We start from the raw sequence: 26,866 nt of genomic DNA, 5'->3' as shown, positions 1-26,866 counted from the left end.
GTGAAGAGATCAGAGAACGTCGAGTTGCTGCCAGCACTGCCACTGCGCGCCGGGTGCCAACAGCACCTGCTCGTCGATGCGCGCGGCTTCGACACAGAGCATGTGGCGATAGCCGTCGGCCGGCATGTCGGGCAACGTGGCGCAGAGCTCGGCGCCGGGGTTCCAGACCACGGTCTCGGTGCAGCTCGCGCTTTGCGATATCTGGAGCGTGCCGCTCGGCTGCACGAGGCGCAGCGGTTCGGCGGGGGCGGAATAGACGCTGTCGAATTCGGCATCGAAGCGCAATGCGGGCGTGGTTTCCACATGGCGGTCGTTGCGCAGCGAATCCCAGCGGCTGGCGCCCTGCAGGCCTTCGAGACGCACGTCGGCGATGTCATCGACGTGCAGGTAGGAGTGCAACGCGGCGGCAAAGGCCCAAGGCGCGCTGTCGATGTTGGTCAGCGTGAGCGCGATGCGCAGTTGGCCCGCCGCCAGCGTCGCCTCCAGGCGCGCCTCGAAAGCGTGCGGCCAGAGGGCCCGGCTGGCGTCGTTGTCGTGCAAGCGAAACGCCAGGGTGTCGGGCGTGGTCACCGAGAGGTCCCGCTCCCAAGGCAGATTTCGCATGAATCCATGCTTGGGCAACATGCCGCGCTTGTTGAATTGGGGCCAGCAGATGGGCACGCCGGCCCGGATCGCGGTCTTGCCGTCGAACACCGCGCGTGGGCTGATGTAGAACCTTTCCGCTCTGTCGGCCGTGGTCCAGGAGAGCACCTGTGCCCCGTGCAGGGCAACGGTCAGGGTGCTGCCGTCGGCGTGGACGGCATGGACGGCGGGCTGGCCGCGAAAGTCGATAACGGTGATTTCCATGTGAGGAATTGTAGGCAGCCCCTGTGTCATGGCACGGAATTGGCATCGGGGGCCCATTGCGCGCCGGGGGCCTTCTTGGATACCCTGTGCCCCTCTAAAAAACACTCACACATCCAAAGGGGAATCTCATGAAGAAAAAGCTGCCGATGGCCGCCTGGATCCTGATTGCCATGGTGCTCGGCATCATCGTCGGCTACATGATCTTCTCCAGCTTCCCGGACAAGAAGGCTGCCAAGGAAATCGCGGACTACGTCTCCATCGTCTCTGACGTGTTCCTGCGCCTGATCAAGATGCTGATCGGCCCGCTGGTGTTCTCCACGCTGGTGGTGGGCATCGCGCACATGGGCGATGCCAAGTCGGTGGGCCGCGTGTTCGGCAAGGCCATCGGCTGGTTCCTCACCGCCTCGCTCATTTCGCTGGTCATCGGCCTGATCATGGCCAACCTGCTCAAGCCCGGCGAGAACCTCGGGCTGCCGCTGCCCGACATCGGCGCCTCGGCCAACCTGGCCACCTCCAAGTTCACGCTGAAGGACTTCGTGAGCCACACGGTGCCCAAGTCGTTCGTCGAAGCCATGGCCAACAACGAGATCCTGCAGATCGTGGTGTTCTCGATGTTCTTCGGCGTGGCGCTCGCCTCGCTCGGCGACAAGGCCAAGACGCTGGTGGCCGCCATCGAGGAACTCTCGCACGCGATGCTCAAGATCACCGGCTACGTGATGAAGCTCGCGCCCCTCGCGGTGCTCGCCGCCATGGCCGCCACGGTGGCCGTCAACGGCCTGGGCATCCTTTTGAAGTTCGCGGTGTTCATGGGCGACTTCTACCTGGGTCTCTTCGTGCTGTGGAGCGTGCTGGTGCTTGCCGGCTTCCTGTTCCTCGGGCCGCGCGTGTTCAAGCTGCTGGTGCTCATCAAGGAAGCCTTCCTGCTCTCGTTCGCCACGGCAAGTTCCGAAGCGGCCTACCCCAAGATCCTGCAGGCACTCGACCGTTTCGGCGTGAAGCGCAAGATCTCCAGCTTCGTGATGCCGATGGGCTACTCGTTCAACCTGGACGGCTCGATGATGTACTGCACCTTCGCCGTGCTCTTCATCGCACAGGCCTACAACATCCACATGCCGATCAGCACGCAGATCACCATGCTGCTGATCCTGATGCTCACCTCCAAGGGCATGGCCGGCGTGCCGCGCGCCTCGCTGGTGGTGATTGCCGCCACGCTGAACCACTTCGACATTCCCGAGGCCGGCCTGCTCCTGATCCTGGGCGTGGACACCTTCCTCGACATGGGCCGCTCGGCCACCAATGCGGTGGGCAATTCCATCGCCACCGCGGTGGTCGCCAAGTGGGAGGGCGAGCTGCTTTCCGAGAGCGATGCCGAGGTCAACGCCAAGGCGCTCGACGAGGAAGCCAACGCCACCCTCGCCCACCCGGCCCACGCGTGAGACGCGTCATGAACCTCAAGGCCACGCTGTCGGTTCTGCTCACCGGACTGCTGGCGGCTGCCGCGCTCGCCGTCGCACCGGCGCAGGCCCAGGAGCAGCTCACCGGCACGCTCGCCAAGGCGCGCGAATCGGGCGCCATCACCATCGGCTACCGCGAGTCGTCGGTGCCCTTCTCGTACCTCAATGCGCGCAAGGAGCCGATCGGCTATTCGATCGAACTGTGCCGCGCGCTGGTCACGGCCATCGAGGACACGGTGAACAAGAGCCTCGCGATCAAGTGGGTGCCCGTGACGTCCGATTCGCGCATCGACGCGGTCGCCAGCGGCAAGGTCGACCTGGAGTGCGGCTCCACCACCAACAACCTGGAGCGCCAGAAACGGGTGAGCTTCTCGCCGACGATGTTTGTCTCGGGCACCAAGGTGCTCGTGAAGAAGGGCGCGCCGATCAAGTCGTTCCGCGACCTCGCCGGCAAGAAGGTGGCGGTGACCGCCGGTACCACCAACGAGAAGACGCTGCGCGACCTGTCGGAGAAGTTCAAGCTCGGCATCAACCTGCAGGTGGCGCGCGACCATGCGGAATCGTTCGGGCTCGTGAAGAGCGGCCAGGCCGATGCCTTCGCCACCGACGACGTGCTGCTCTACGGCCTCATCGCGCAGGACGCCGCCAAGGCCGACTACGAGGTGGTGGGCGACTTCCTCTCCTACGACCCCTACGGGATCATGTACCGCAAGGGCGACGCGCAACTGGCCAAGGTGGTCAACGACACCTTCCAGGTGCTGGCCGAAGACGGCGAGATCGAGCGGCAGTACAAGCGCTGGTTCCTGCGCAAGCTCCCTTCGGGGGAGAGCATCAACCTGCCGATGAGCGCGCAGCTGGAGACGATCATCCAGACGATGTCGGTGAAGGCCGAGTAGGCCCTTTTCGCATCCCTATCGGGCGGGCCATTCCCAGCGGGGGATCTCGCTCATGTCGAGGTTGGCGATGCGGGTTTCGCCGAACTGCTTCTCGAGTACCACGTGCTGCACGCCGTCGCTGTCGTCCAGGGCGGCGATCAGGCGCGCGGCGTGCGACACCACGATCACCTGCGACTGCCGCGCCGCCTGCGCGATGAGTCGGCCGAGCGCCGGCAGCAGATCGGGATGCAGGCTGGTCTCGGGCTCGTTGAGCACCAGCAGCGCGGGCGGTCGCGGCGTCAGCAGCGCCGCAATCCACAACAGGTAGCGCAGGGTGCCGTCCGAGAGTTCGGCGGCCGTCAGGGGCCGCAGGAGGCCGTGCTGGTGCATCAGCGTCTGGAAGCGGTCGCCCTCGGCTTCGACTTCGACACGGGCACCCGGAAAGGCGTCGTCCACGGCGCGGTCGAGCGCCTCGCCGTCGCCGATCTCGCGGATGGTCTGCAGCGCGGCGGCCAGGTCGGCGCCGTCGTTGGCTAGCACCGGCGTGTAGGTGCCCAGTTGCGGCTGCCGGGCCGGTGCATCGGCGTCGGAGCGGAAGTGATCGTAGAAGCGCCAGGAGCGCATCTGCTCCCGCAGCGTGAGCATCTCGGGCGCATCGCGCGGGTCGGCATGCTCGGTCATCATGCTGGCGAAGGCCGGGATCGGCCGGCCGACGGCCTGCCAGCCCTTGCCTTCGCGCAGGCGCAGCGCCCCGCCCTTGCGGTCGACCAGCTGCGTCGAGGGCCGCAGCAGCGGGCCGCTCCAGATCGCTTCGTGCTTGATCTGCGGATCGCGCGAGAAGACAGTCGATGGAATCGGCGGCGGCAGGCCGATGTCGATGGCGTAGCCGAAATCTTCCGACTCGGCGCCGGCAAACCCCAGCTTCAGCGCGACCGGCTCACTGCGCGTGGTGCCCTGCACCGGCACGTCGCCGCGCAGCATCGCCGCCGAGAAGCGCTCGGGCCCGGCCCACAACGTGGAAGACAGCCCGCCCTCGCGCACCAGCGAGCGGATCACGCCGCCATTGGCGATGTCGGCCAGCAGGCGCATCGCGCGGTACACGCTCGACTTGCCGCTGCCGTTGGCGCCCGTCACCACCGTGAGGCGGCCGAGCGGCACCGTCAGCTGGCGCAGCGACCGGTAGTTGGCAATGGCGAGCGCGGAGAGCACGCGCTACAGGACGTAGAAGAGGAAGGCGTCAGGCGCCGGCCAGCTCGTCCGCGCGCGCCTGGGCGGCGGCGAAGTCGAGGTCGCCCGAATAGATGGCGCGTCCGCAGATCACGCCCTCGACGCCTTCGAACTCGACCGCGCAGAGCTGGTCGATGTCGGCCATGTTCGAGAGACCGCCCGAGGCGATCACCGGAATGGTCAGCGCCTGCGCGAGCTTGACGGTGGCCTCGATGTTGATGCCCGAGAGCATCCCGTCGCGGCCGATGTCGGTGTAGATGATCGACTCGACCCCGTAGTCCTCGAACTTCTTGCCGAGGTCGGCCACCTCGTGGCCGGTGAGCTTGCTCCAGCCATCGGTGGCGACCTTGCCGTCCTTGGCATCCAGGCCCACTATGATGTGGCCGCCGAAGGCGCTGCAGGCGTCCTTCAGGAACCCCGGGTTTTTGACCGCGGCGGTGCCGATGATCACGTAGCGCAGGCCGTCGTCGATGTAGCGCTCGATGGTGTCCAGGTCGCGGATGCCGCCGCCCAGTTGCACCGGGATGTCGTCGCCGACTTCCTTCAGGATCGCCTTGATCGCCGCGTGGTTCTGCGGCTTGCCGGCGAAGGCGCCATTCAGATCGACCAGGTGCAGCCGCCGTGCGCCGGCCTCGACCCACTTGCGGGCCATGGCGGCGGGGTCTTCGCTGAAGATGGTGGACTGGTCCATGTCGCCCTGTTTGAGGCGAACGCAGTGGCCGTCTTTGAGATCAATGGCGGGAATGAGGAGCATGGAAGTGACGCGAGTGAGCGAAAACCGGGCTGTGGAGGGTTCGGCCCGGTCGGAAAAATGGTTCAGGGATTCCAGTGGAGGAAATTTCGATAGAGCTGCAACCCATGGTCCGCACTCTTCTCCGGGTGGAACTGGGTGGCAAAAATGTTATCGCGTGCGATGGCTGCGGTAAAGCTCGCGCCGTAATCGGCCTCGCCCACGCTGTGCCGGGCGTCGGCCGGCCGCGCGTAGAAGCTGTGCACGAAGTAGAAATAACTCTGGTCGGGAATACCCGCCCACACCGCATGCGGCTGGGCCTGGCGCACCTGGTTCCAGCCCATCTGCGGCACCTTGAAGCGGCTGCCGTCGGCCTGCAGGCGGCCAGCCAGTTCGAACTTGATGACCTCACCCGGTATGAGGCCAAGGCCGTCGGTCGGGCCTTCGTCGCTGCGCGACAGCAGCATCTGCATGCCGACGCACACGCCGAAGAGCGGCTTGTTCGCGGCCGCTTCGAGCACTGATTCCTGCAGGCCCGAGTCGCGCAGTTCGCGCATGCAGTCGGGCATCGCGCCTTGCCCCGGCAGCACCACGCGGGTGGCCTTGCGCACCACGTCCGGATCGGAGGTGACGAACACCTCCACGCCCACCTGGTCGGCCGCATGGCGCACAGCCTGCGACACGGAGTGCAGGTTGCCCATGCCGTAGTCGACGACCGCGACGGAATTTGCTACAGATTTCATAGCTGTTCGCTGGCGAGTTTCAGAGCGAACCCTTGGTCGAGGGAATGACGCCGACGGAGCGCGGATCGAGCTCCAGCGCGCCGCGCATCGCACGGGCGAAGGCCTTGAAGACGGTCTCGCACTGGTGGTGCGCGTTCACGCCCTTGAGGTTGTCGATATGCAGCGTGACGAAAGCGTGGTTCACGAAGCCCTGGAAGAACTCGTAGGTGAGCTGGCTGTCGAAGGTGCCGATCATTCCGCTGGTGAAGGGCACGTGCATCACGAGGCCCGGGCGGCCCGAGAAGTCGATGACCACGCGGCTGAGCGCTTCGTCCAGCGGCACGTAGGCATGGCCGTAGCGGCGGATGCCCTTCTTGTCGCCGATGGCCTGGGCCACGGCCTGCCCGAGCGTGATGCCGACGTCTTCCACCGTGTGGTGGCCGTCGATGTGCAGGTCGCCCTGGCAGTCGATATCGAGGTCGATCAGCCCGTGGCGGGCGATCTGGTCGAGCATGTGGTCGAAGAAGCCGATGCCGGTGGCGAGCTTGGCCTTGCCGGTGCCGTCGAGGTTCACGCTGACGGTGATCTTCGTCTCGGCGGTGTTGCGGGTGACCGACGCGGTGCGGTCGGTGCTCTGTGGGGTGGTCATAGTGAGGCTTCGAGTGCCGCCAGCATCCGCGCATTCTCGTCGGCCGTTCCGACGGTCAGGCGCAGGCAATTTGCCAGCAGTTCGTGCATTTTAGAAACGTTCTTCACCAGCACCCCCTGGGCTTTCATGCCCTCGAAGGTCTTGGCGGCATCGGGCACACGCAAAAGGACCATGTTGGCGTCGCTGGGCCAGGTCTTTACGCCCGGCAGGCGGCCCAAGCCGGTCATCAGGCGCTCGCGCTCCTCGCGAATCTGCTTGGCCTGCGCCTCGAACACCTCGGTGTGCTCCAGCGCGAACAGCGCGCACTCGCAGTTGAGCACACTGATGTTGTAGGGCGGGCGCACCTTGTCGACCTCGGCGACCAGCGCCGCCGGCCCCATGAGGTAGCCCAGGCGGATGCCAGCCAGGCCGAACTTGCTGAGCGTGCGCATCAGCAGCACATGGCCGTGCCTGGCGATCCGGTCGATGTAGCTGCGGGCGGCGAAGGGCTGGTAGGCCTCGTCGATCACCACCAGGCCGCCCTGCGCGCCCTGGGCTTCGACGATCTTCTCGACGACCGCGTCGTCCCAGAGGTTGGCGGTCGGATTGTTCGGGTAGGCAAGGTAGACGATGGCGGGCTTCTCGCGCGCGATGGCGGCCAGCATGGCGGCCTCGTCGAGCTCGAAGTCGGCCGTGAGCGGTACGCCGACGAAGCGCAGGCCCTGCAGCTGGGCGCTCATGGCGTACATCACGAAGCCGGGCACGGGCGCGAGCACGGTGGCGCCGGGCTGGTCGCAGGCGATGGCCAGCAGCGAGATCAGCTCGTCCGAGCCGTTCCCCAGCATCAGGCGGAAACCTTCGGGCATCTGCGCATGCGCGGCCAGCGCACGCTGCAGGTCGGCGCCGCGGTCGCCGGGGTAGCGGTTGAGCGCCAGTGCGCCCAGCCGCGCGCCGAGCTCGGCCTGCAGCGCGGGCGGCAGGCCGAAGGGGTTTTCCATCGCGTCGAGCTTGATGAAGCCGCGCGCGTCCTGCACGGCGTAGGCACGCATGGCGCGCACGTCGGCGCGGATGCGCTGGAGCGCGGGGAGAGAGTCAGACATAGGAAGTTCGCTGGGGGTCGAAGACCATCGGGTGGTCGTTGGCGTCGAACAGGTCGAGCAGTTCGCCAAAGCCGCCTTCACGCTTGACCAGCGCGTATTCGGCTTCGGAAATGAGGTTGACGGTCAGCGTTGCGACGGCCTCGCCTTCATCGACAGTGACGCCCGAGAGCATGCGCGCGTCGGGGCCGTAGATCGGCGAGAGAAAAAAGAAGGTCTGGAACCCGCAGAACGACAGCGGCGGTTCGGGCATCGGCACGCGGTGGCCGCTGGCGAGGAAAAAGCGGTCGAAGGCCGGCAGCTTGGCGAGCCAGCGCAGGTTCGAGATGTATTCGGGGTTCAGGTCGCGCACGTACCAGACCAGCTCGGCCGCGCGCGTCATGCCCTCGGGCACGCCGCCGGGCGGCACGGGCATGAGCCGGTCGCTCATGCCGTTGGTGACGAGCACGTAGCCCTCGTCGTCGGCCGATTCGCCGTCTTCGACGAAATTGCGGCCGAAGGCGTGGATGTCGACGCGGTGCTCGGCATCGGCGCTGTCCAGGAAAGTCTGCTCGGGCTCGTCTTCGAGTTCGTCGAGCATGGCCTGCAGGCGCACCTGGGCGCGCGTGGGCGCCGTGTCGGCGGCGCCACCCATCAAGGCCTTTTTCAGTTTCGCGAACATGTGGAAATCAGGACGCGCACCGGAAGCTGTTCTGCAGCGCGCTCGACAGCACCAGCTGCACCGGCATGTCGGCTTCATAGAGCTCGGCGTTGCGCTTGAGCTCGGCCTGGAAGAGCGAGCGCGCCATCGAGGGCTCGAGCCGCCGGCCGTCGACACAGAACAGCGGCTTCTGGCCGGTGCGCCGCGCCGTGTCGCTGGCTTCGCGCAGGCCTTCGAGCACGCCGACGAGGTAGTAGCTCGCGTAGGCCTTGCCCTCTTTCTTTTCCTTGACCTCGAGCGTGTGGAACTCGCGGATGGTCATGGCCTGCGCACCGACGCCGGCCGCGAGCGCAAGCGCGAACACGAGCATCGACAGACGGGCGGTGCGCTTCATGGCATTTACTTGCGGTAGCGCGGCGGCGGCGCGTAGGCGCCATCGGCCGGGAAGGCGCTGGGCTGCGGCGGCGTGGCGTCGCGGCGCGGACGGCGCGGTACCTGGGGCTGCTCGAGTTCGAACAGCGCAGCGCCGATCACGCCGATGTTGCGCACGTCGCCGGCTTCGGTGTTCGCCGCATAGGCGCGGCCCGGGGTGGCGAAGCGGAAGGCGGCGACTTCGCTCTGGCTCTTGCGGAAGCCTTCGATGTTCAGCGTCTCCTGCGGGCGCAGCACGTAGCCGCCGTTGCGCAGGCTGCCGGGCTTGCCGCTGAGCACATCGAGGCCGTCGACGGTGGCAATCACCTCGTAGCTGCGGTCGCTCAGGTTGCGAAAGCGCAGCGTGTAGCGCGCGCCTTCGACGCCTGCGAGGCGGAACATGTCGTCGCCTCGGCGCGAGCGCTGCAGCGGCAGCGGGCGGTTGCTCTCGTCGAGCACCGACCATTCGACGTCGCCCTGGGCCAGTTGCAGGTTGAGCCGGCGCTCGGGGTTGTTGCCCACGTCGCGGCGCACGGCGGAAGCTTCGTTGTAGCCAATGGAGGCCACCTCGTCAGGCTGCTCGGACAGACGCTTGGCCACGACGGTGCGGGTCTTCGATTCGATGCCCTCGCCCCACTGCGTGCCGAGCTGGGCCGGCGCGGGCGCCGGGGTTGCGGCGCTAGGCGTTGCGGACATCGCGGCCGTCTCGCCGCGGTTCTGCGGCATCTGCGAACAGGCGGCCAGCAAGGCGGCGCCTGCCACGAGGCCGGTGGCGAAGCGGAAAAATCGCGAACGATAGAGACGTTGAATCATCTGGCGTGCTCCTCCCTGGAACGGGGTTGTTGGAGCCTCAGATCTTACGCAGGCGCATGCGGGCGGCTTCAGCGTGCGCCTGCAGGCCCTCGCCTTCGGCCAGCGTGACCGCGATCGGGCCGAGCACCTGGGCGCCGGCTTCGCTGACCTCGATCAGGCTGGAGCGCTTCTGAAAGTCGTACACGCCCAGCGGGCTCGAGAAGCGCGCCGTACCGCTGGTCGGCAGCACGTGGTTCGGGCCGGCACAGTAGTCGCCCAGGCTCTCGCTGGTGAAGGCGCCGAGGAAGATCGCGCCCGCGTGGCGCAGCAGCGGCTCCCAGCGGTTGGGTTCGCTGCTGCTGACTTCCAGGTGCTCGGGGGCGATGCGGTTGCTGATCTCGCAGGCCTCTTCCATGCTCTTCGTGTGGATCAGCGCGCCGCGGCCATTGAGCGAGGCGGCGATGATTTCCGCACGCGGCATGGCGGGCAGCAGGCGATCGATTTCGGCTTGCACGCGGTCGATGTAGGCGGCGTCGGGGCACAGCAGGATGCTTTGCGCCAGCTCGTCGTGCTCGGCCTGGCTGAACAGGTCCATCGCCACCCACTCGGGCGGCGTGGTGCCGTCGGCCAGCACGAGGATCTCGCTCGGGCCCGCGATCATGTCGATACCCACGGTGCCGAACACGCGGCGCTTGGCGGCGGCCACATAGGCGTTGCCGGGGCCGGTGATCTTGTCGACCGCGGGGATGGTGGCGGTGCCGTAGGCGAGCGCCGCCACGGCCTGGGCGCCGCCGATGGTGAAGGCGCGGGTGACGCCGGCCACGTAGGCAGCGGCCAGCACCAGCACGTTGCGCTCGCCCTTCGTCGACGATTGCCCGCCTGCGCCGCCCGTCGCGACGCTGCCCTTCACAGGCGTCGGCACGACCATGATGATTTCGCCGACGCCGGCCACATGCGCCGGGATCGCGTTCATCAGCAAGCTGGACGGATAGGCCGCCTTGCCGCCGGGCACGTAGATGCCGACGCGGTCCAGCGGCGTGACCTTCTGGCCGAGCAGCGTGCCGTCGGCGTCGCGATAGCTCCAGCTTTCGCCGCTGGCCTTCTTCTGTGCCTCGTGATAGCTGCGCACACGTTGGGCCGCGGCTTGCAGCGCATCGCGTTGGTCTTGGGGCAGCGAGTCGAAAGCTTCCTTGAAATCGGCTTGCGTCAATTCGAGTTCGGAAACGGCGGCAGCGCCCAGGCCGTCGAAGCGGCGCGTGTACTCCAGCACCGCCTCGTCGCCACGCTTCTGCACGTCGGCCAGGATGTCGGCCACCACCTTCTCGATGGCCGCGTCCGCATCCGCGGACCAATGCAGCCGCGCCTTGAATTCAGCGTCGAAGCTGGCTGAAGTCGTGGAGAGACGGGCGGGGGCTGCTTTCAGAGTCATTTGGCGGGAGGAATGGCTGACGCGAAGGCGTCGATGATGCGTCGGATCGGCTCGCGCTTGAGCTTGAGCGCGGCCTGGTTGACGACCAGGCGCGCGCTGATGTCCATGATGCGTTCGACCTCGACGAGGTGGTTGGCCTTGAGCGTGTTGCCGGTCGAGACCAGGTCGACGATGGCGTCGGCCAGGCCCGTGAGCGGCGCGAGCTCCATGCTGCCGTAGAGCTTGATCAGGTCGACGTGCACGCCCTTGCTCGCGAAGAACTCGCGCGAGAGGCCCACGTACTTGGTCGCTACGCGCAGGCGCGAGCCTTGCCGCACGGCCGAGGCGTAGTCGTAGTCGGCGCGCACGGCCACGCTCAGGCGGCAGGCCGCGATGCGCAGGTCCAGCGGCTGGTACATGCCCTGGTTGCCGTTTTCCAGCAGCACGTCGAGGCCGGTCACGCCGAGGTCGGCGCCGCCGTACTGCACATAGGTGGGCACGTCGGAAGCCCGCACCAGCACCACGCGCACGTCGGGGCGAGTGGTCTCCAGGATCAGCTTGCGCGACTTCTCGGGGTCTTCGGTGACCTCGATGCCGGCGGCGGCCAGCAGAGGCATCGTCTCTTCGAAGATGCGGCCTTTGGAGAGTGCCAGGGTAATCATGCGGCGGCTCCGGTCACGCGTTCGATGTCGGCGCCCAGGCCGCACAGCTTGGCTTCCATGCGGTCGTAGCCCCGATCCAGGTGATAGATGCGATCGACCAGCGTCTCGCCTTCGGCCACGAGGCCGGCGATGACCAAGCTGGCGGAAGCGCGCAGGTCGGTGGCCATCACGGTGGCGCCCGAGAGCTGCGGCACGCCTTCGACCATCGCGACCTTGCCTTCGACGTGGATGGTCGCGCCCAGGCGAACCATCTCGTTCACGTGCATGAAGCGGTTCTCGAAGATGGTCTCGGTGACCATCGAGGCGCCGCGCGCGATCACGTTCAGCGCCATGAACTGTGCCTGCATGTCGGTCGGAAAGCCGGGGTATTCGGTGGTGCTGAAGCTCTGGGCCTTGAGCTGCGCCGCGCCCTGCGAGGCGATGCGGATGCCGTCCTTCTCGCAGCCGACTTCGCAGCCGGCGTCGCGCAGCTTGTCGATCACCGCGTCGAGGTGGTCGCCGCGCGCGTGGCGCAGGAACGCCTCGCCGCCCGTGGCCGCGACGGCGCAGAGGAACGTGCCCGCCTCGATGCGGTCGGCCACCACGGCGTGCTCGCAGCCGTGCAGCTTCTCGACGCCCTGGATGCGGATGTGGCTGGTGCCGTGGCCCTGGATCTTCGCGCCCATGCGGATCAGCATTTCGGCCAGGTCGACGATCTCCGGCTCCTGCGCGGCGTTTTCGAGCAGCGTCTCGCCTTCGGCCAGCGCAGCGGCCATGAGGAAGTTCTCGGTGCCGGTGACGGTGACCATGTCGGTCAGGATGCGCGCGCCCTTCAGGCGGGTGCGGCCGGCAGGGAGGCTCGCGACCATGTAGCCGTGCTCGACCACGATCTCGGCGCCCATCGCCTGCAGGCCCTTGATGTGCTGGTCGACGGGGCGCGAGCCGATGGCGCAGCCGCCCGGCAGCGACACCTTGGCATGGCCGAAGCGCGCGAGCAGCGGGCCAAGCGCCAGCACCGAGGCGCGCATGGTCTTCACCAGTTCGTAGGGGGCCTCGGGGTTGGTGAGGTCGCCGGCATTGAGCTGCACCGTGCCGTTGTCGTCGCGCTCGGCGACGACGCCCATGTTGCGCACCAGCTTGAGCATGGTCGACACGTCCTGCAGGCGAGGCACGTTGTGCAGCGTCACGGGCTGCTCGGTCAGGAGGGCCGCGCACAGCTCGGGCAGCGCGGCGTTCTTGGCGCCGGAAATGAGTACCTCGCCGCGGAGCTGGCGCCCGCCGCGAATCAGTAGTTTGTCCATCGAGGATCCAGCGAAATGGGGTGGCCCGGGGGCCGGAATTTACTTTTCCACCGCCGCCCATTCGGCCGGCGTGTAGGTTTTCATCGAGAGCGCATGCACTTCGTCGGTGTGCATTTTCGCACCGAGGGTGGCGTAGACCCGCTGGTGGCGCTGGATAGCGCGCTTGCCCTCGAATTCGGCCGAGACGATGGTCGCGTACCAATGTCGACCATCGCCCTCCAGCGAGATGTGCTCGCAGAGGAGGTGGGACTGGATCAGGGCCTGGAGTTGTTCGGCGGTCATGGGGTCTGGAAAAGGGGCGTTCAGCCCCGGATTTTGTAGCCGATACGGAGAAGATGGACGGCAATCGCGCTCACCACCAGCCAGGCGGTGCCGACGATGCCCAGGCTCAGCCAGGGCGAGGCGTCGCTCACGCCGAAGAAGCCGTAGCGGAAGCCGTCGATCATGTAGAAGAACGGGTTCAGGTGGCTCACGCTCTGCCAGAAGGGCGGCAGCGAGCCGATCGAATAGAACACGCCCGAGAGGAACGTCATGGGCATGATCAGGAAGTTCTGGAACACCGCCATCTGGTCGAACTTCTCGGCCCAGAGGCCGGCGATGAGCCCCAGGGTGCCGAGCATCGCGGCGCCCAGCAGCGCAAAAACGATGATCCAGACCGGCGCCACGAAATTCGGCATCGCGAAGAAGATGGTGACCACGAACACGCCGAGCCCCACCGCCAGCCCGCGGATGATCGACGAGCCCACATAGGCGAAGAACCAGCCCCAGTGCGACAGCGGCGTGAGCAGCACGAACACGAGGCTGCCCATGATCTTGCTCTGGATGATCGAGGACGAGCTGTTCGCGAACGCGTTCTGCAGCACGCTCATCATCACGAGGCCGGGCACGAGGAAGGCCGTGTAACCGACCGAACCGTAGACCTTCACATGGTCTTCGAGCACGTGGCCGAAGACCATGAGGTACAGCAGCGCGGTGAGCACTGGCGCGCCGACCGTCTGGAAGCCGACCTTCCAGAAGCGCAGCGTCTCCTTGTAGAGCAGCGCGCGCCAACCCGTCACGGCCATCATCGCGCGACCTCCAGCGGCGTCTGCTCGCCCGCCATCAGGTCGATGAACACGTCTTCCAGATCGGCCTTGCGCATTTCCACGTCTTCCACCGCCACGCCGGCTTCGCGGATCGCGGCCAGCAATTGTTCGACTTCATGGGCGTTCTGCGCCGGCAGCTGCACGATGCGCCCGGTGATGCGCGCATGCTGGGCAATAGCCCAGGGCAGCATCGCGTCGGTCTTGAAGCGCAGCACGTTGCTTGCGGCCGACTTCAGCAGTTCGCTGGTGCGGTCGAGCGCGATCACGCGGCCCTGCTTGAGCATCGCGATGCGGCTGCACAGCGCCTCGGCCTCTTCCAGGTAATGGGTGGTGAGCAGCACGGTGCTGCCCTGCTTGTTGAGCCTGGCGACGAACTGCCAGAGCGTCTGGCGCAGCTCGACGTCGACGCCGGCGGTGGGCTCGTCCAGCACGATGACGGGCGGCTTGTGCACCAGCGCCTGCGCCACCAGCACGCGGCGCTTCATGCCGCCCGACAGTTGCCGCATGTTGGCCGTGGCCTTGTCGGCGAGACCGAGGCTGTGCAGCAGCTCGTCGATCCAGTCGTCGTTGTTCTTGATGCCGAAGTAGCCCGACTGGATGCGCAGCGACTCCCGCACGTTGAAGAAGGGGTCGAACACCAGCTCCTGCGGCACGATGCCCAGCTGGCGCCGCGCCTCGGCGTAGTCGCGCTGCACGTCGAAGCCATGCACGATGATGGCGCCGGACGTGGGCCGCGACAGGCCCGCGAGCATGCTGATCAGGGTGGTCTTGCCCGCGCCGTTCGGGCCGAGCAGGCCGAAGAACTCGCCCGGCTCGATCTGGAAGGAAACCTCGTCGACCGCGCGCAAGCCTTGTTTGCCTTGGGCTTTCTGCTGTCTGGAGGGGGGATAGGTCTTGGAGACCGACTGGAATGAGATCGCGGGCATGGGAGCCCGCGATTTTACGGGGCCGTTACTTTTTCAGGGCGCGGCGGGCAAAAGGCCCGCGACACCGTACAGCGCGGCCAGTTCGCGCAAGCGCGGGGAAAGGCCTTTGACCGAGAAGCCGCGGCCCAGTGCGCTCGATTCACGTCGGCACTCGAGCAGCACCGCCAATGCCGAGGAATCGAACTGCGCCAGCGCGGTGGCGTCGACCACCGTGGACGACGAGTCCGTCTGGCCCTTGAGCCCCTGCTGCAGCATGCGCATGCAGGCGGGGGCCTCGTCGTGGGTGAGCTTGGTGGGCAGGACCAGCATGGCGGTGTCGTCGGCCGGTCAGCCCTTGGTGTTGCTCTTGTTGCGGCTGGCCAGCGCGGCGATCAGGCCGTCGATGCCGCTCTTGTTGATTTCCTGCGCGAACTGCGTGCGGTAGGTATCGACCAGCCAGACGCCCAGCACATTGAGGTTGTAGACCTTCCAGCCTGCGCCCTGGCCCGGCGTCTTCTCGAGACGGTAGTCGAGCTGCACGGGCTCGCCGCGGCCCTGGATCTCGGTGCGGACCAGCACTTCCTTGTCGTCGGCCGAACCGCGGAACGGACGCACGGTGACGGTCTGGTCGACCACCTGGTCGAGTGCGCCGGCGTAGGTGCGAACCAGCAGGGCCTTGAACTCGTCCTGCAGGCGCTTTTGCTGCTCGGGGGTGGCCTGGCGCCAGGCCGGGCCGACGGCAGAAGCCGTCATGCGCTGGAAGTTGACGTTGGGCATGATCTTGCTGTCGACCAGCAGCATGATCTTGTTGACGTCGCCGGCCTTGATCGACGAGTCGGCCTTGATCGTCTCGAGCACATCGCTCGACAGGCGCTTGACCAGCGCGTCGGGTGCCTCATCGGCAGCGTAGGCGGGGCGGACGAAGGCGACGGCAGCGCCCAGCAGCAGGGCACCGGCCAGGACCAGTCGGCCCACATCACGTCGTTGCAGCAAGATCTTGTTGTTCATGGAGAGTCCCTCAAATTTGAAAAATCGTCGAAGCACCCGGATCGCACAGAGCAAGGGGTGCTGCGACAAGAACGGATTCGACAGGCCCGGGGACGACCGGGTTCCTGAAGCGCAGGTGAAGCCTTGCAACCGGATGCAAGCAGCTTCATCGTCCGCCCCGCGCTTTCTGCTTACTTTCCGGCGCCGTCGTCGGCCGGGCTGTTGCCGGCACCGTCGTCCGGCGGATTGCCGTCGTAGACCTGGTTGCGGCGGCGCTGCAGGAACGCATCGCGCGTGAACGAATACTTGTCGAGCGCCGCTTCGCCGAGCAGGCGGCCGGCGCGCAGGTACTGCGAACGCGTGTCGACGGCATGCAGCACGGTGAGCGAATTGCGCCAGGCCACGTCGTTCATCTGGGAAACCGGGTCGCCGAGGCGGTCCACCGGCAACGCCGCGGTGTCGCGCAGGGTCGACGGGCCGAACACCGGCAGCACGATGTAAGGACCGGCGCCCACACCCCAGTAGCCCAGCGTCTGCCCGAAGTCTTCTTCGTGGCGGGGAATGCCCGCCTCAGTCGCCACGTCGAGCAGGCCGCCAAGCCCGAAGAACGTGTTGACATTGAGCCGCATGAAAGTCTCGGCGCTGCCTTGCAGCTTCAGCTGCACGACGTTGTTGGCGAGGTTCCAGACATCGCCCAGGTTGTTGAAGAAGTTGTCCACACCCGAGCGCACCATCGAAGGCAATACGCGCTGGTAAGCGGTGGCCACCGGCACGAGAACCGCGTTGTCGACCGTGTCGTTGAAGCGCGTCACGCCCCGGTTGAAAGGCTCGAACGGATCGACCGGATTGGCGTTGGGCCCGGTGGCACACCCGGCAACAATCGCCAGAGCGGCGGCGGCAATTGCCCAACGGGCGCTATTAGCTATGCTTTTCATAGCATTCGATGCAAAGAATCGTGATGTCATTTTTTGTTGGCTGTTCCCGGCGCCGTATTCGAGCCCCCTTCGGCCGCCTTGCTGTAAAGGAACTGGCTGATCAGGTTCTCCAGCACCACGGCCGATTGGGTCGAGGTGATGGTGTCGCCGGCTTGCAAGTTCTTCTCCTCGGCGCCCGCTTCGATGCCGATGTACTGCTCGCCGAGCAGGCCACTGGTCAGGATCTTGAGCGAGCTGTCCTTGGGAAAACTGTAACGGTTTTGAAGTGCCAGCGTCACGTCGGCCTGAAAGGCCTTGTCGTTGAACGCAATGGATTCCACACGCCCGACCACTACACCAGCGCTCTTGACGGCAGTTTGTGGCTTCAAACCACCAATGTTGTCGAAGCGCGCGGTGACCGTGTAGGTCTTCTGGAAATTCAGGCTCAGCAGGTTGGCCGACTGCAGCGCGAGGAACAGCAGTGCGGCCGCGCCGATGAGCACGAATAGGCCGACCCAGATGTCGTTGTTGGTACGTTGCATGGTTTGCACTCTCTAGAACGATGGGAGCTGTGCCCCTTTAGATACTGAACATCATGGCGGTGAGCAGGAAGTCCAGCCCGAGCACCGCGAGCGACGCCGTCACGACCGTGCGCGTGGTTGCGCGCGACACGCCTTCGGGCGTGGGCTGGGCCTCGTAGCCCTGCAGCAGCGCAATGAAAGTCACGGTGAAGCCGAAGACGATGCTCTTGATCACGCCGTTGCCGACGTCGCGCCACACATCGACGCCGCCCTGCATCTGGCCCCAGAAGGCGCCCGGATCGACCCCCAGCATCAGCACGCCCACCACGTAGCCGCCCATGATGCCCACCGCGCTGAACACGGCCGCCAGCAGCGGCATGGTGATGACGCCGGCCCAGAAGCGCGGTGCGAGGATGCGCTGCACCGGGTCGACCGCCATCATTTCCATGGCGCTCAATTGCTCGTCGGCCTTCATGAGCCCGATCTCGGCAGTGAGCGAGGTACCGGCCCGGCCGGTGAAAAGCAAGGCGGCCACCACCGGCCCGAGCTCGCGCACGAGGCTCAGCGTGACCAGCAGGCCGAGCGCCTCGGACGAGCCGTAGCGCTGCAGCGCGTAGTACATCTGCAGCCCCAGCACGAAGCCGACGAACAGCCCCGACACGCCGATGATGGCGAGCGAGTAGTTGCCCAGGAAATGGATCTGGTCGCGCACGAGGCCAAAGCGCCGCATGATCTGCGCGCCCGGGCCGACAAGCCGCATGAAGAGCTTGGCGCCGTAGCCCAGATTCGCGAGATGGCTGCGCACGGAAAAACCGACATCGGCGGGCTTCCACCAGCTCATGAACGCCCTCCTTCGACATTGCCGAAGTCGTCTTCGATGCTGACGCCCGGGTAGTGAAAGCGCACCGGCCCATCGGGCAACGCATTCACGAACTGGTGCACCAGCGGGTCGGCGCTCTCTCGCACCTCGGCCGGCGTGCCCTGCGCGGCAATGCTGCCATTCGCCAGGATGATCACGTGATCGGCGATGCGGAAGGTTTCTTCGAGATCGTGCGATACCACGATGCTGGTCAGCCCGAGCGTGTCGTTGAGCTGGCGAATGAGCCGCGCGGCGGTGCCGAGCGAGATCGGATCGAGGCCGGCGAAAGGTTCGTCGTACATCACGAGGTCGGGGTCGAGCGCGATCGCGCGCGCCAGCGCCACACGCCGTGCCATGCCGCCCGACACCTCGCTGGGCATCAGGTCGCGCGCACCGCGCAGGCCCACCGCATCGAGCTTCATGAGCACCACGTCGCGCACCAGCGCTTCGGACAATTGGGTGTGCTCGCGCAGCGGGAACGCCACGTTGTCGAACACGGTCATGTCGGTGAACAGGGCACCGAACTGGAACAGCATGCCCATGCGGCGCCGGGCCGCGTAGAGCGCCGTGTTGTCGAACTTGCCGACATCGTGGCCGTCGAAGTGCACCTCGCCGCGCTGCGCCCGCTGCTGTCCGCCGATCAATCGCAGCACCGTGGTCTTGCCACCGCCGGAGGCGCCCATCAGGGCCGTGACCTTGCCGCGCGGGACGGCGAAAGAGACGCCGTCGAGGATCGCGCGCGCGCCGTAGCCGAACGTGACGTCGCGAAACTCTACGAAGGGTTGTGGCTGTGCGGCTGGGTCCATCTCAATAAAAAAGCCGGGCGCCTTTTCAGGCATCCCGGCATGCGGTTTCCGCGAATGATAGCGGGGCCGTGACGGGCCCCGCGAAATTGAAACAAAAATCAGCGCGGCAAATCGCTGAATCCCATCAGGAACTCGTCCACCGAGCGTGCGGCCTGGCGGCCTTCGCGAATGGCCCACACCACGAGCGACTGGCCGCGGCGGATGTCGCCCGCCGCAAACACCTTCGGCACGTTGGTGGCATAGCCGCCAATGAAGTCGACAGTGGCGCGGGCATTGCCGCGCGCATCCTTCTCCACGCCGAAAGCGTCGAGCACGGTGGCCACGGGGCTGATGAAGCCCATCGCCAGCAGCACCAGGTCGGCCTTGAGGATCTGCTCGCTGCCGGCCACTTCCTGCATCTTGCCGTCCTTCCACTCGACGCGAACGGTCTTCAGGCCCGTGACCTTGCCCTTTTCGCCGATGAACTCCTTGGTGGAGATCGCGAACTCGCGCTCGCAGCCTTCTTCATGGCTGGAGCTGGTGCGCAGCTTGATCGGCCAGTAGGGCCAGGTCAGCGGGCGGTTTTCCTCCTCGGGCGGCTGGGGCATCAGCTCGAACTGCGTGACGCTCACGGCGCCATGGCGGTTGCTCGTGCCCACGCAGTCGGAGCCGGTGTCGCCACCGCCGATGACGATCACGTGCTTGCCGTCGGCGCGCAGCTGGCCCTTGACCTTGTCGCCCGCGTTGACGCGGTTCTGCTGCGGCAGGAACTCCATCGCGAAGTGGATGCCGTCCAGGTCGCGGCCGGGCACCGGCAGGTCGCGCGATTGCTCGGCGCCACCGGTGAGCACCACGGCGTCGAAGTCCTTCTGCAGCTGCTCGGGCGTGATGGTTTCCTTGGCGAGGTTGGTCACCTTGGAGCCCTTGCCCAGCGGATCCTTTGCGGCACCGATCATCACGCCGGTGCGGAAGGTCACGCCCTCGGCCTTCATCTGCTCGACGCGGCGGTCGATGTGGGTCTTCTCCATTTTGAAGTCGGGGATGCCGTAGCGCAGCAGGCCGCCGATGCGGTCGTTCTTCTCGAACAGCGTCACCTCGTGGCCGGCGCGCGCCAGTTGCTGCGCCGCCGCCAGGCCGGCCGGGCCCGCGCCCACCACCGCCACCTTCTTGCCGGTCTTGTGCTTGGCCACGCGCGGCGCGACCCAGCCTTCGTCCCAGGCGCGGTCGATGATCGCGTGCTCGATCGACTTGATGCCGATCGCGTCGTCGTTCACGTTGAGCACGCAGGCGGCCTCGCAGGGTGCGGGGCAGATGCGGCCGGTGAACTCGGGGAAGTTGTTGGTCGAGTCGAGCACCGCGAAGGCGTTCTGCCAGTCGTCGCGGTACACGAGGTCATTGAAGTCCGGAATGATGTTGTTGACCGGACAGCCGCTATTGCAGAACGGCGTGCCGCAGTCCATGCAGCGCGCGCCCTGCACCTTGGCCTGCTCGGGCGTCAGGCCGACGACGAATTCCTTGTAGTGCTTGACGCGCTCGTCGACGGGCTTGTAGCCCTCTTCGATGCGCTCATGCTCCATGAAGCCGGTGATCTTTCCCATCGTGCTTTCCTCTGTTCTTCGTTTTCGTTGCCGCTCAGACCGCGGCCGTTGCAGCCGGTGCGACCAGCGCATGCGGCTCGAGGCCTGCGTGCGCGTTGTTGCCGCTGCTCGCCAGTTCGACCTTGCGGTCATGCAGTTCGCCGAGGGCGCGCTTGTATTCGTTCGGGAACACCTTGACGAACTTGGTGCGCGACACGGCCCAGTTGTCCAGCAGTTCGCGCGCGCGCTTGCTGCCGGTCCAACGGTGGTGCTCTTCGAGCAGCTTCTTGAGCTGGGCTTCGTCGGTCTCGCCGCCGTGCCAGATCTTGCGATGCACGCTGGCGGTCTGTTCGGCCGAAGTCAGCACCTTGTCGAGCGACACCATCGAGAGGTTGCAGCGCGTGGCGAACTGGCCGTCCTCGTCGTAGACGAAGGCGACGCCGCCGCTCATGCCGGCCGCGAAGTTGCGGCCCGTCTTGCCGAGCACCGCGACCGTGCCGCCGGTCATGTATTCGCAGCCGTGGTCGCCCGTGCCTTCGATGACCGCCGTAGCCCCCGAGAGGCGCACCGCAAAGCGTTCGCCGGCCACGCCGCAGAGATACGCCTCGCCGGTGGTCGCGCCGTACAGCGCGGTGTTGCCGACGATGGTGTTGCGCACCGCTTCGCCGCGGAAGTCCAGGCTCGGACGCACCACCACGCGGCCGCCAGAGAGGCCCTTGCCGGTGTAGTCGTTGGCATCGCCGATCAGGTACAGCGTGATGCCGCGCGCGAGGAACGCGCCGAACGACTGGCCGCCCGTGCCTTCGAGCTGGATGCGGATCGAGTCGTCGGGCAGGCCCTGCGGATGCACCTTGGTGAGAGCGCCCGAGAGCATCGCGCCCACCGAGCGGTTGACGTTGCGCGCCACCTCGATGAACTGCACCTTCTCGCCCTTGTCGATGGCGGGACGCGACTTCTCGATGAGCTTCACGTCGAGCGCCTTGTCCAGGCCATGGTCCTGGTTCTCGACATGGAAGCGGGCCACATCGGCCGGCACGTTCGGCAGCGCGAACAGGCGGCTGAAATCCAGGCCCGAGGCCTTCCAGTGTTCGATGCCCTTGCGGGTGTCGAGCAGGTCGGCGCGGCCGATCAGGTCGTCGAACTTGCGGATGCCCAGCTGGGCCATGATCTGGCGCACTTCTTCCGCGACGAAGAAGAAGTAGTTGACGACGTGCTCGGGCTTGCCCGAGAACTTCTTGCGCAGGATCGGGTCCTGCGTGGCCACGCCCACGGGGCAGGTGTTCAGGTGGCACTTGCGCATCATGATGCAGCCCTCGACCACCAGCGGCGCGGTGGCGAAGCCGAATTCGTCCGCGCCCAGCAACGCGCCGATGGCGACGTCGCGGCCGGTCTTCATCTGGCCGTCGGCCTGCACGCGGATGCGGCTGCGCAGGCGGTTGAGCACCAGCGTCTGCTGCGTCTCGGCCAGGCCGATTTCCCACGGGCTGCCCGCATGCTTGATCGACGACCAGGGCGAGGCGCCCGTGCCGCCGTCATGGCCCGCGATCACGACGTGGTCGCTCTTGCACTTGGCCACGCCCGCCGCGATCGTGCCGACGCCGATTTCGCTCACCAGCTTGACGCTGATGCTCGCGTGCGGCGCGGTGTTCTTCAGGTCGTGGATGAGCTGTGCAAGATCTTCGATCGAGTAGATGTCGTGGTGCGGCGGCGGCGAGATGAGGCCCACGCCCGGCACCGCATAGCGCTGCTTGCCGATGTACTCGGTGACCTTGCCGCCCGGGAGCTGGCCGCCCTCGCCCGGCTTGGCGCCCTGCGCCATCTTGATCTGGATCTGGTCGGCCGAATGCAGGTACTCGGCAGTGACGCCGAAGCGGCCCGACGCGACCTGCTTGATGCGCGAACGCAGCGAGTCGCCGTCCTGCAGCGGCAGGTCGACCTCGACGTTGGCCGCGCCGATCACGCTCTTGAGCGTGTCGCCCTGCTTGATCGGGATGCCCTTGAGTTCGTTGCGGTAGCGCGCCGGGTCTTCGCCGCCTTCGCCCGTGTTGCTCTTGCCGCCGATGCGGTTCATGGCAATCGCGAGCGTGGCGTGCGCCTCGGTGCTGATCGAGCCGAGCGACATCGCGCCGGTGGCAAAGCGCTTGACGATTTCTGCGGCCGCCTCGACCTCGTCGACCGGAATGGCCTTGGCCGGATCGATCTTGAACTCGAACAGGCCGCGCAGCGTGAGGTGGCGGCGGTTCTGGTCGTTGATGAGCTGCGCGTATTCCTTGTACGTGTTCCAGTTGTTGGAGCGCGTGCTGTGCTGCAGCTTGGCAATGGCGTCGGGCGTCCACATGTGCTCTTCGCCGCGCGTGCGCCAGGCGTATTCGCCGCCGGCATCCAGCATGTGGGCGAGCACCGGGTCGTCGCTGAAGGCGGCCTTGTGCATGCGGATGGCTTCCTCGGCGATCTCGAAGACGCCGATGCCTTCCACGCGGCTGGCGGTGCCGGTGAAGTACTTGTTCACCGTCTCGGTGTTCAGGCCGATGGCTTCGAACAGCTGGGCGCCGCAGTAGCTCATGTAGGTGCTGACACCCATCTTCGACATGATCTTCGACAGGCCCTTGCCGATGGCCTTGACGTAGTTGTAGACCGCCTTGTCGGCGCTCAGGTCGCCCGGCAGGTCGGCGTGCATGGCTGCCAGCGTTTCCATGGCAAGGTACGGATGCACGGCTTCCGCGCCGTAGCCGGCGAGCACGCCGAAGTGATGCACCTCGCGCGCCGAACCGGTTTCGACGACCAGGCCGGCCGTGGTGCGCAGGCCTTCACGGACCAGGTACTGGTGCACGGCCGAGAGGGCCAACACCGCCGGAATCGCCACCTGCGTCGGGCTCACGCCGCGGTCGCTCACGATCAGGATGTTGTGGCCGCCCTTGATGGCGTCCACCGCTTCGGCGCACAGCGACGCGAGCTTGGCTTCGACACCTTCGTCGCCCCAGGCGAGCGGGTAGGTGATGTCGAGCGCGTAGCTCTTGAACTTGCCCTGCGTGTACTTGCCGATGTCGCGCAGCTTCGCCATGTCGGCGAAGTCGAGGATCGGCTGGCTCACCTCGAGCCGCATCGGCGGGTTGACCTGGTTGATGTCCAGCAGGTTGGGCTTGGGGCCGATGAAGGACACCAGCGACATCACGATGGCTTCGCGGATCGGGTCGATCGGTGGGTTCGTCACCTGCGCGAACAGCTGCTTGAAGTAGTTGTAGAGCGGCTTGTTCTTGTTGGAGAGCACGGCCAGCGGGCTGTCGTTGCCCATGGAGCCGATGCCCTCTTCGCCGGCCTGCGCCATCGGGCTCATCAGGAACTTGATGTCTTCCTGGGTGTAGCCGAAGGCCTGCTGGCGGTCGAGCAATGCGACCTGGCTGATCGGTGCCGCGACCGGTTCGGCCTTGACGCTGTCGAGCTTGATGCGCAGGTTCTCGATCCACTGCTTGTAGGGCTTGCTGTTCGCGAGGGTGGCCTTGACCTCCTCGTCGTCGATCATGCGGCCCTGCTCCAGGTCGATCAGGAACATCTTGCCGGGCTGCAGGCGCCACTTGCGAACGATCTTCTGCTCGGGCACGGGCAGCACGCCCGACTCCGAAGCCATGATGACCAGGTCGTCATCGGTCACGCAGTAGCGCGAAGGGCGCAGGCCGTTGCGGTCGAGCGTGGCGCCGATCTGGCGGCCGTCGGTGAACACAATGGAGGCCGGGCCGTCCCACGGCTCGAGCATGGCGGCGTGGTATTCATAGAACGCGCGACGGCGCGGGTCCATGGTGGCGTGCTGTTCCCAAGGCTCGGGAATCATCATCATCACGGCCTGGCTGATGGGGTAGCCGGCCATCGTCAGAAGCTCGAGGCAGTTGTCGAAGGTGGCGGTGTCGGACTGGCCGGCAAAGCTGATCGGGTAGAGCTTCTGCAGGTCGGCGCCGAGCACCGGCGAGGACATCACGCCTTCGCGCGCCTTCATCCAGTTGTAGTTGCCCTTGACCGTGTTGATTTCGCCGTTGTGGGCGACGTAGCGGTACGGGTGGGCCAGCGGCCACTCGGGGAAGGTGTTGGTCGAGAAGCGCTGGTGCACCAGGCCCAGGGCCGAGACGCAGCGCTTGTCCTGCAGGTCGAGGTAGTAGGTGCCGACCTGATCGGCCAGCAGCAGGCCCTTGTAGACCACGGTGCGGCTGGACATGCTCGGAACGTAGTATTCCTTGCTGTGCTTGAGCTTCAGGCGCTGGATATTGGCGCTGGCGGTCTTGCGGATCACGTAGAGCTTGCGTTCCAGCGCGTCCTGCACGATCACGTCGTTGCCGCGGCCGATGAAGACCTGGCGCAGCAGCGGTTCCTTTTCGCGCACGGTGGGCGACATGGGCATGTCGCGGTTGACCGGCACGTCGCGCCAGCCGAGCAGCACCTGGCCTTCGGCCTTGATGGCGCGTTCCATCTCTTGCTCGCAGGCTTCGCGGGAAGCGTGTTCCTTCGGCAGGAAGATCATGCCGACGCCGTATTCGCCCGGCGGGGGCAGCGTGACGCCCTGCTTGGCCATCTCTTCGCGGTAGAGGTGATCAGGCAGCTGGATCAGGATGCCGGCACCGTCGCCCATCAGCTTGTCAGCGCCCACTGCGCCGCGATGGTCGAGGTTTTCGAGGATCTTCAAGCCCTGCAGCACGATGGCGTGGCTTTTTTCGCCCTTGATGTGGGCCACGAAGCCGACGCCGCAGGCGTCGTGCTCGTCGGCACCGGAATACAGACCGTGTTTTTGGAGATGTTCGATCTCGGCAGCCGTCGTCATGGCGCACTCCTTCAGTTTTCGCAGGGAAAGGGAGCATATTGCGATGCACAAAGAATGCCAAACACTTTAATAGGGGTCAGATTCCCATTAAAAGTCGAGTTTTCTTATCGGAATTAAATTGGGGACATATCAAAAAAGGTAGCAAAAGCAGCAGACTGCATGCCGGACAGCCGGTGCTTTCAGCTCAGGAATTGGAGGCGGAAGGTGGTCGGCCAGCCTTGGCCTTGACCACGCGACGCTCGGTCGATTTCTGCAACGAGTCCAAAAAATCTACGTCGCCTGCCGCCCAGCCTCGCAAAGTGGCCTCGGTCAGCGCGTTCTGATCGGCCGCCCGCACCCCGGCGCGCACCAACTCGACATATGCCGCCTCGCGCGCGAACGGCGTGTTGCCGAGCTCCCAGTAAAGCGGATGCGGCGTCAGCAGCTTGTCGTGCCGCAGGCCTGCGTAATGTCCGTGGCTCGACCACGGGTAGTCGCGGGCATCGGCCGCCATGCCGGCGCGCACCGGGTTGAGGTCGATGTAGGCCATGCAGGTCATCAGGTAGCGATCGGTCTGGATCAGCGTGGACCTATAGCGCCCCTCCCACAACGTGCCACTACGCCCGTGGCGGTCGTTGAAATAACGCACATAGCTGCGCCCCACCGACTGCATGAACTGTGGCAGGCCGGTCGTGCTATTGGGCGTGGCCAGCAGGTGGAAATGGTTGTCCATCAGCACATAGGCGTGCAGCGCGATACCGAAGCGCGTGGCGTTGTCGGCCAGGAGGCCGAGCAGCTTTTCGTGGTCCGCGCGATCGACAAAGATCGGCTGGCGGTTGTTGCCGCGCTGGATCACGTGGTGCGGCATGTCGGCCAGCGTGAGACGGGGGAGACGGGCCATGGAATGAAGTGACGCGCGAGGCTTGTATCCTAAGCGGCCCGTTTACCAACGCACCCAGGGAGGGACGAATGTTCAAGTTTTTCAAGGAACTGGTCGACTCGGTGAAAGAAGGCATGGCCGAAGGAAGAGCCGAACTCGCCCAGGAAACAGCCGACCGCGAGGCCGCGCAGCAGGAAAACAACGCCGCGCTGGCAGCGCGCCTTGCGGCCTCCTCGCGTTTCGAGAACTTCGCCGTGGCGCTCGCCGCGGTGTACCGGCAGACCTTTGCTCCCGACCTGAAGGAAGCGCACGAGGCGCAACGCAGCGCGGTGCACCTGCTGTGCATCGACATTGCGCCCAACGAAGTCGAGGCCTGGAAAAAACTGCTGACGCGCGATTTCTCGGTGACGAATGGCGAAGAGGCGCAGACGGTCGTGGCGGAAATCGTCGACGACCTCGCTTCGCAGGCCAGCGAGGACGACCTGGCCCTGTGGACCGGTCGCGCAGCCCACCTGGCGACGGGCGCAGCGGCCGTTGGTTACGCAAGCGCCGAAGAAGCACTGGACTGGCTCGAGCCCGCCGCGGAACTCGCCATCGAACGCTTTACCGGTTGGGACAACTACGCGCAGAGCTTCCTCGCCGGCGAGCGCAACGCGCCGGGCAGCAACATCGTCGGGCGCAAGCTGCTGGCCTCGGTGGCCGAGAAGCTTCTCGCGGACGAACTCAGCCCCTGGAAAACGGTGGCGTGGCCCGCGCGCGATTCATTCACCGACCTGGTGGCTTCGCGCGCTGCGTAGC

The 26,866-nt window shown here is 66.1% G+C and carries 27 protein-coding genes; 3 read left to right on the top strand and 24 right to left on the bottom strand.

The features are described from left to right. Positions 1–9: 9 nt before the first annotated feature. Positions 10–846 (bottom strand): D-hexose-6-phosphate mutarotase, encoded by an 837-nt coding sequence (locus tag GNX71_RS06285; protein ID WP_206177524.1) that lies wholly within the window; start codon positions 844–846, stop codon positions 10–12. A 128-nt stretch (positions 847–974) separates the two neighbouring features. On the opposite strand from GNX71_RS06285, the gene GNX71_RS06280 reads away from it, so the two are divergent. Further along, a complete protein-coding gene (locus GNX71_RS06280) occupies positions 975–2,282 on the top strand; it encodes a dicarboxylate/amino acid:cation symporter (RefSeq protein ID WP_206177523.1) in 1,308 nt (435 codons plus the stop codon). Between the two features lie 8 nt (positions 2,283–2,290). Next, a complete protein-coding gene (locus GNX71_RS06275; protein ID WP_206177522.1) occupies positions 2,291–3,196 on the top strand; it encodes an amino acid ABC transporter substrate-binding protein in 906 nt (301 codons plus the stop codon). 15 nt (positions 3,197–3,211) lie between these two features. On the opposite strand, the gene GNX71_RS06270 is transcribed toward GNX71_RS06275, so the two are convergent. The 23 genes from GNX71_RS06270 to GNX71_RS06160 all read right to left on the bottom strand — a co-directional run bounded on the left by GNX71_RS06270 (position 3,212) and on the right by GNX71_RS06160 (position 26,089). Next, complete coding sequence (locus GNX71_RS06270) at positions 3,212–4,384, bottom strand: AAA family ATPase (RefSeq protein WP_206177521.1); 1,173 nt, start codon at positions 4,382–4,384, stop codon at positions 3,212–3,214. Positions 4,385–4,412: 28 nt separating this feature from the next. Further along, positions 4,413–5,156 (bottom strand): 1-(5-phosphoribosyl)-5-[(5-phosphoribosylamino)methylideneamino]imidazole-4-carboxamide isomerase, encoded by a 744-nt coding sequence (gene hisA, locus GNX71_RS06265; protein WP_042579097.1) that lies wholly within the window; start codon positions 5,154–5,156, stop codon positions 4,413–4,415. Positions 5,157–5,218: 62 nt separating this feature from the next. Then, on the bottom strand, positions 5,219–5,875 hold the full coding sequence (gene hisH, locus GNX71_RS06260) for an imidazole glycerol phosphate synthase subunit HisH (RefSeq protein ID WP_206177520.1): 657 nt from the start codon (positions 5,873–5,875) through the stop codon (positions 5,219–5,221). A 19-nt stretch (positions 5,876–5,894) separates the two neighbouring features. Further along, positions 5,895–6,503 (bottom strand): imidazoleglycerol-phosphate dehydratase HisB, encoded by a 609-nt coding sequence (gene hisB, locus GNX71_RS06255; RefSeq protein ID WP_013539717.1) that lies wholly within the window; start codon positions 6,501–6,503, stop codon positions 5,895–5,897. Continuing rightward, positions 6,500–7,582 carry a histidinol-phosphate transaminase gene (hisC, locus tag GNX71_RS06250; RefSeq protein WP_206177519.1) on the bottom strand — a complete coding sequence of 361 codons (1,083 nt, stop codon included), beginning with the start codon at positions 7,580–7,582 and terminating at the stop codon, positions 6,500–6,502. Before hisC ends, hisB begins: the two co-directional genes overlap by 4 nt. Further along, positions 7,575–8,240 carry a suppressor of fused domain protein gene (locus GNX71_RS06245; protein WP_206177518.1) on the bottom strand — a complete coding sequence of 222 codons (666 nt, stop codon included), beginning with the start codon at positions 8,238–8,240 and terminating at the stop codon, positions 7,575–7,577. The genes hisC and GNX71_RS06245 overlap by 8 nt, the downstream gene beginning before the upstream one ends. Before the next feature lie 7 nt (positions 8,241–8,247). After that, the gene (locus GNX71_RS06240) at positions 8,248–8,613 is read right to left on the bottom strand and encodes a hypothetical protein (RefSeq protein WP_206177517.1); all 366 of its coding nucleotides are present in this window, start codon (positions 8,611–8,613) and stop codon (positions 8,248–8,250) included. Between the two features lie 5 nt (positions 8,614–8,618). Further along, entirely contained in the window at positions 8,619–9,443 is an 825-nt protein-coding gene (locus tag GNX71_RS06235) for a hypothetical protein (RefSeq protein WP_206177516.1), read from the bottom strand. Positions 9,444–9,480: 37 nt separating this feature from the next. Further along, positions 9,481–10,851: a histidinol dehydrogenase gene (hisD, locus tag GNX71_RS06230; protein ID WP_206177515.1), complete on the bottom strand. Its 1,371-nt coding sequence runs from the start codon at positions 10,849–10,851 to the stop codon at positions 9,481–9,483. Continuing rightward, the gene (gene hisG, locus GNX71_RS06225) at positions 10,848–11,492 is read right to left on the bottom strand and encodes an ATP phosphoribosyltransferase (RefSeq protein WP_176660395.1); all 645 of its coding nucleotides are present in this window, start codon (positions 11,490–11,492) and stop codon (positions 10,848–10,850) included. The genes hisD and hisG overlap by 4 nt, the downstream gene beginning before the upstream one ends. After that, complete coding sequence (gene murA, locus GNX71_RS06220) at positions 11,489–12,772, bottom strand: UDP-N-acetylglucosamine 1-carboxyvinyltransferase (RefSeq protein ID WP_206177514.1); 1,284 nt, start codon at positions 12,770–12,772, stop codon at positions 11,489–11,491. Before murA ends, hisG begins: the two co-directional genes overlap by 4 nt. Before the next feature lie 39 nt (positions 12,773–12,811). Next, positions 12,812–13,054 carry a BolA/IbaG family iron-sulfur metabolism protein gene (locus GNX71_RS06215; protein ID WP_206177513.1) on the bottom strand — a complete coding sequence of 81 codons (243 nt, stop codon included), beginning with the start codon at positions 13,052–13,054 and terminating at the stop codon, positions 12,812–12,814. A 20-nt stretch (positions 13,055–13,074) separates the two neighbouring features. Beyond that, positions 13,075–13,830 (bottom strand): ABC transporter permease, encoded by a 756-nt coding sequence (locus tag GNX71_RS06210; protein WP_206179364.1) that lies wholly within the window; start codon positions 13,828–13,830, stop codon positions 13,075–13,077. A gap of 5 nt (positions 13,831–13,835) precedes the next feature. After that, the gene (locus tag GNX71_RS06205; RefSeq protein WP_206177512.1) at positions 13,836–14,783 is read right to left on the bottom strand and encodes an ABC transporter ATP-binding protein; all 948 of its coding nucleotides are present in this window, start codon (positions 14,781–14,783) and stop codon (positions 13,836–13,838) included. A 33-nt stretch (positions 14,784–14,816) separates the two neighbouring features. Then, a complete protein-coding gene (locus tag GNX71_RS06200) occupies positions 14,817–15,092 on the bottom strand; it encodes an STAS domain-containing protein (protein WP_206177511.1) in 276 nt (91 codons plus the stop codon). Positions 15,093–15,110: 18 nt separating this feature from the next. Next, positions 15,111–15,770, bottom strand: a complete 660-nt coding sequence (locus GNX71_RS06195) for an ABC transporter substrate-binding protein (RefSeq protein WP_206177510.1) — start codon at positions 15,768–15,770, stop codon at positions 15,111–15,113. 170 nt (positions 15,771–15,940) lie between these two features. Further along, on the bottom strand, positions 15,941–16,684 hold the full coding sequence (locus GNX71_RS06190) for a VacJ family lipoprotein (RefSeq protein ID WP_206177509.1): 744 nt from the start codon (positions 16,682–16,684) through the stop codon (positions 15,941–15,943). A 26-nt stretch (positions 16,685–16,710) separates the two neighbouring features. Further along, positions 16,711–17,205: an outer membrane lipid asymmetry maintenance protein MlaD gene (gene mlaD, locus GNX71_RS06185; protein WP_206177508.1), complete on the bottom strand. Its 495-nt coding sequence runs from the start codon at positions 17,203–17,205 to the stop codon at positions 16,711–16,713. Between the two features lie 37 nt (positions 17,206–17,242). Next, the gene (gene mlaE / locus GNX71_RS06180; protein WP_206177507.1) at positions 17,243–18,025 is read right to left on the bottom strand and encodes a lipid asymmetry maintenance ABC transporter permease subunit MlaE; all 783 of its coding nucleotides are present in this window, start codon (positions 18,023–18,025) and stop codon (positions 17,243–17,245) included. Then, the gene (locus GNX71_RS06175) at positions 18,022–18,882 is read right to left on the bottom strand and encodes an ABC transporter ATP-binding protein (protein WP_206177506.1); all 861 of its coding nucleotides are present in this window, start codon (positions 18,880–18,882) and stop codon (positions 18,022–18,024) included. The genes mlaE and GNX71_RS06175 overlap by 4 nt, the downstream gene beginning before the upstream one ends. A 65-nt stretch (positions 18,883–18,947) precedes the next feature. Further along, positions 18,948–20,426 carry a glutamate synthase subunit beta gene (locus GNX71_RS06170; RefSeq protein WP_206177505.1) on the bottom strand — a complete coding sequence of 493 codons (1,479 nt, stop codon included), beginning with the start codon at positions 20,424–20,426 and terminating at the stop codon, positions 18,948–18,950. 34 nt (positions 20,427–20,460) lie between these two features. Continuing rightward, complete coding sequence (locus tag GNX71_RS06165) at positions 20,461–25,209, bottom strand: glutamate synthase-related protein (protein ID WP_206177504.1); 4,749 nt, start codon at positions 25,207–25,209, stop codon at positions 20,461–20,463. A 184-nt stretch (positions 25,210–25,393) separates the two neighbouring features. Beyond that, the gene (locus GNX71_RS06160; protein ID WP_206177503.1) at positions 25,394–26,089 is read right to left on the bottom strand and encodes a transposase; all 696 of its coding nucleotides are present in this window, start codon (positions 26,087–26,089) and stop codon (positions 25,394–25,396) included. 68 nt (positions 26,090–26,157) lie between these two features. Between GNX71_RS06160 and GNX71_RS06155 the strand changes: the two genes are divergently transcribed. Further along, a complete protein-coding gene (locus GNX71_RS06155) occupies positions 26,158–26,865 on the top strand; it encodes a DUF1266 domain-containing protein (RefSeq protein ID WP_206177501.1) in 708 nt (235 codons plus the stop codon). The last annotated feature ends 1 nt before the right edge of the window (position 26,866 follow it).

This window comes from Variovorax sp. RKNM96, assembly GCF_017161115.1.
Classification (GTDB): domain Bacteria; phylum Pseudomonadota; class Gammaproteobacteria; order Burkholderiales; family Burkholderiaceae_C; genus Variovorax.
The sequence above is the reverse complement of the archived record's forward strand: the minus strand, read 5'-3'. Positions and strand labels throughout refer to the sequence as shown.

Coding starts and splice junctions, on each gene's coding strand:
- GNX71_RS06240 (WP_206177517.1), bottom strand. CDS start 8,613: ATGAAGCGCACCGCCCGTCTGTCGATGCTCGTGTTCGCGCTTGCGCTC.
- GNX71_RS06165 (WP_206177504.1), bottom strand. CDS start 25,209: ATGACGACGGCTGCCGAGATCGAACATCTCCAAAAACACGGTCTGTAT.
- GNX71_RS06280 (WP_206177523.1), top strand. CDS start 975: ATGAAGAAAAAGCTGCCGATGGCCGCCTGGATCCTGATTGCCATGGTG.
- GNX71_RS06190 (WP_206177509.1), bottom strand. CDS start 16,684: ATGAAAAGCATAGCTAATAGCGCCCGTTGGGCAATTGCCGCCGCCGCT.
- GNX71_RS06200 (WP_206177511.1), bottom strand. CDS start 15,092: ATGCTGGTCCTGCCCACCAAGCTCACCCACGACGAGGCCCCCGCCTGC.
- GNX71_RS06175 (WP_206177506.1), bottom strand. CDS start 18,882: ATGCCTGAAAAGGCGCCCGGCTTTTTTATTGAGATGGACCCAGCCGCA.
- GNX71_RS06215 (WP_206177513.1), bottom strand. CDS start 13,054: ATGACCGCCGAACAACTCCAGGCCCTGATCCAGTCCCACCTCCTCTGC.
- hisH (WP_206177520.1), bottom strand. CDS start 5,875: ATGAAATCTGTAGCAAATTCCGTCGCGGTCGTCGACTACGGCATGGGC.
- GNX71_RS06285 (WP_206177524.1), bottom strand. CDS start 846: ATGGAAATCACCGTTATCGACTTTCGCGGCCAGCCCGCCGTCCATGCC.
- GNX71_RS06275 (WP_206177522.1), top strand. CDS start 2,291: ATGAACCTCAAGGCCACGCTGTCGGTTCTGCTCACCGGACTGCTGGCG.
- GNX71_RS06160 (WP_206177503.1), bottom strand. CDS start 26,089: ATGGCCCGTCTCCCCCGTCTCACGCTGGCCGACATGCCGCACCACGTG.
- hisC (WP_206177519.1), bottom strand. CDS start 7,582: ATGTCTGACTCTCTCCCCGCGCTCCAGCGCATCCGCGCCGACGTGCGC.
- GNX71_RS06235 (WP_206177516.1), bottom strand. CDS start 9,443: ATGATTCAACGTCTCTATCGTTCGCGATTTTTCCGCTTCGCCACCGGC.
- hisA (WP_042579097.1), bottom strand. CDS start 5,156: ATGCTCCTCATTCCCGCCATTGATCTCAAAGACGGCCACTGCGTTCGC.
- GNX71_RS06155 (WP_206177501.1), top strand. CDS start 26,158: ATGTTCAAGTTTTTCAAGGAACTGGTCGACTCGGTGAAAGAAGGCATG.
- GNX71_RS06245 (WP_206177518.1), bottom strand. CDS start 8,240: ATGTTCGCGAAACTGAAAAAGGCCTTGATGGGTGGCGCCGCCGACACG.
- mlaD (WP_206177508.1), bottom strand. CDS start 17,205: ATGCAACGTACCAACAACGACATCTGGGTCGGCCTATTCGTGCTCATC.
- murA (WP_206177514.1), bottom strand. CDS start 12,772: ATGGACAAACTACTGATTCGCGGCGGGCGCCAGCTCCGCGGCGAGGTA.
- hisD (WP_206177515.1), bottom strand. CDS start 10,851: ATGACTCTGAAAGCAGCCCCCGCCCGTCTCTCCACGACTTCAGCCAGC.
- hisG (WP_176660395.1), bottom strand. CDS start 11,492: ATGATTACCCTGGCACTCTCCAAAGGCCGCATCTTCGAAGAGACGATG.
- GNX71_RS06205 (WP_206177512.1), bottom strand. CDS start 14,783: ATGCCCGCGATCTCATTCCAGTCGGTCTCCAAGACCTATCCCCCCTCC.
- hisB (WP_013539717.1), bottom strand. CDS start 6,503: ATGACCACCCCACAGAGCACCGACCGCACCGCGTCGGTCACCCGCAAC.
- GNX71_RS06195 (WP_206177510.1), bottom strand. CDS start 15,770: ATGAACAACAAGATCTTGCTGCAACGACGTGATGTGGGCCGACTGGTC.
- mlaE (WP_206177507.1), bottom strand. CDS start 18,025: ATGAGCTGGTGGAAGCCCGCCGATGTCGGTTTTTCCGTGCGCAGCCAT.
- GNX71_RS06170 (WP_206177505.1), bottom strand. CDS start 20,426: ATGGGAAAGATCACCGGCTTCATGGAGCATGAGCGCATCGAAGAGGGC.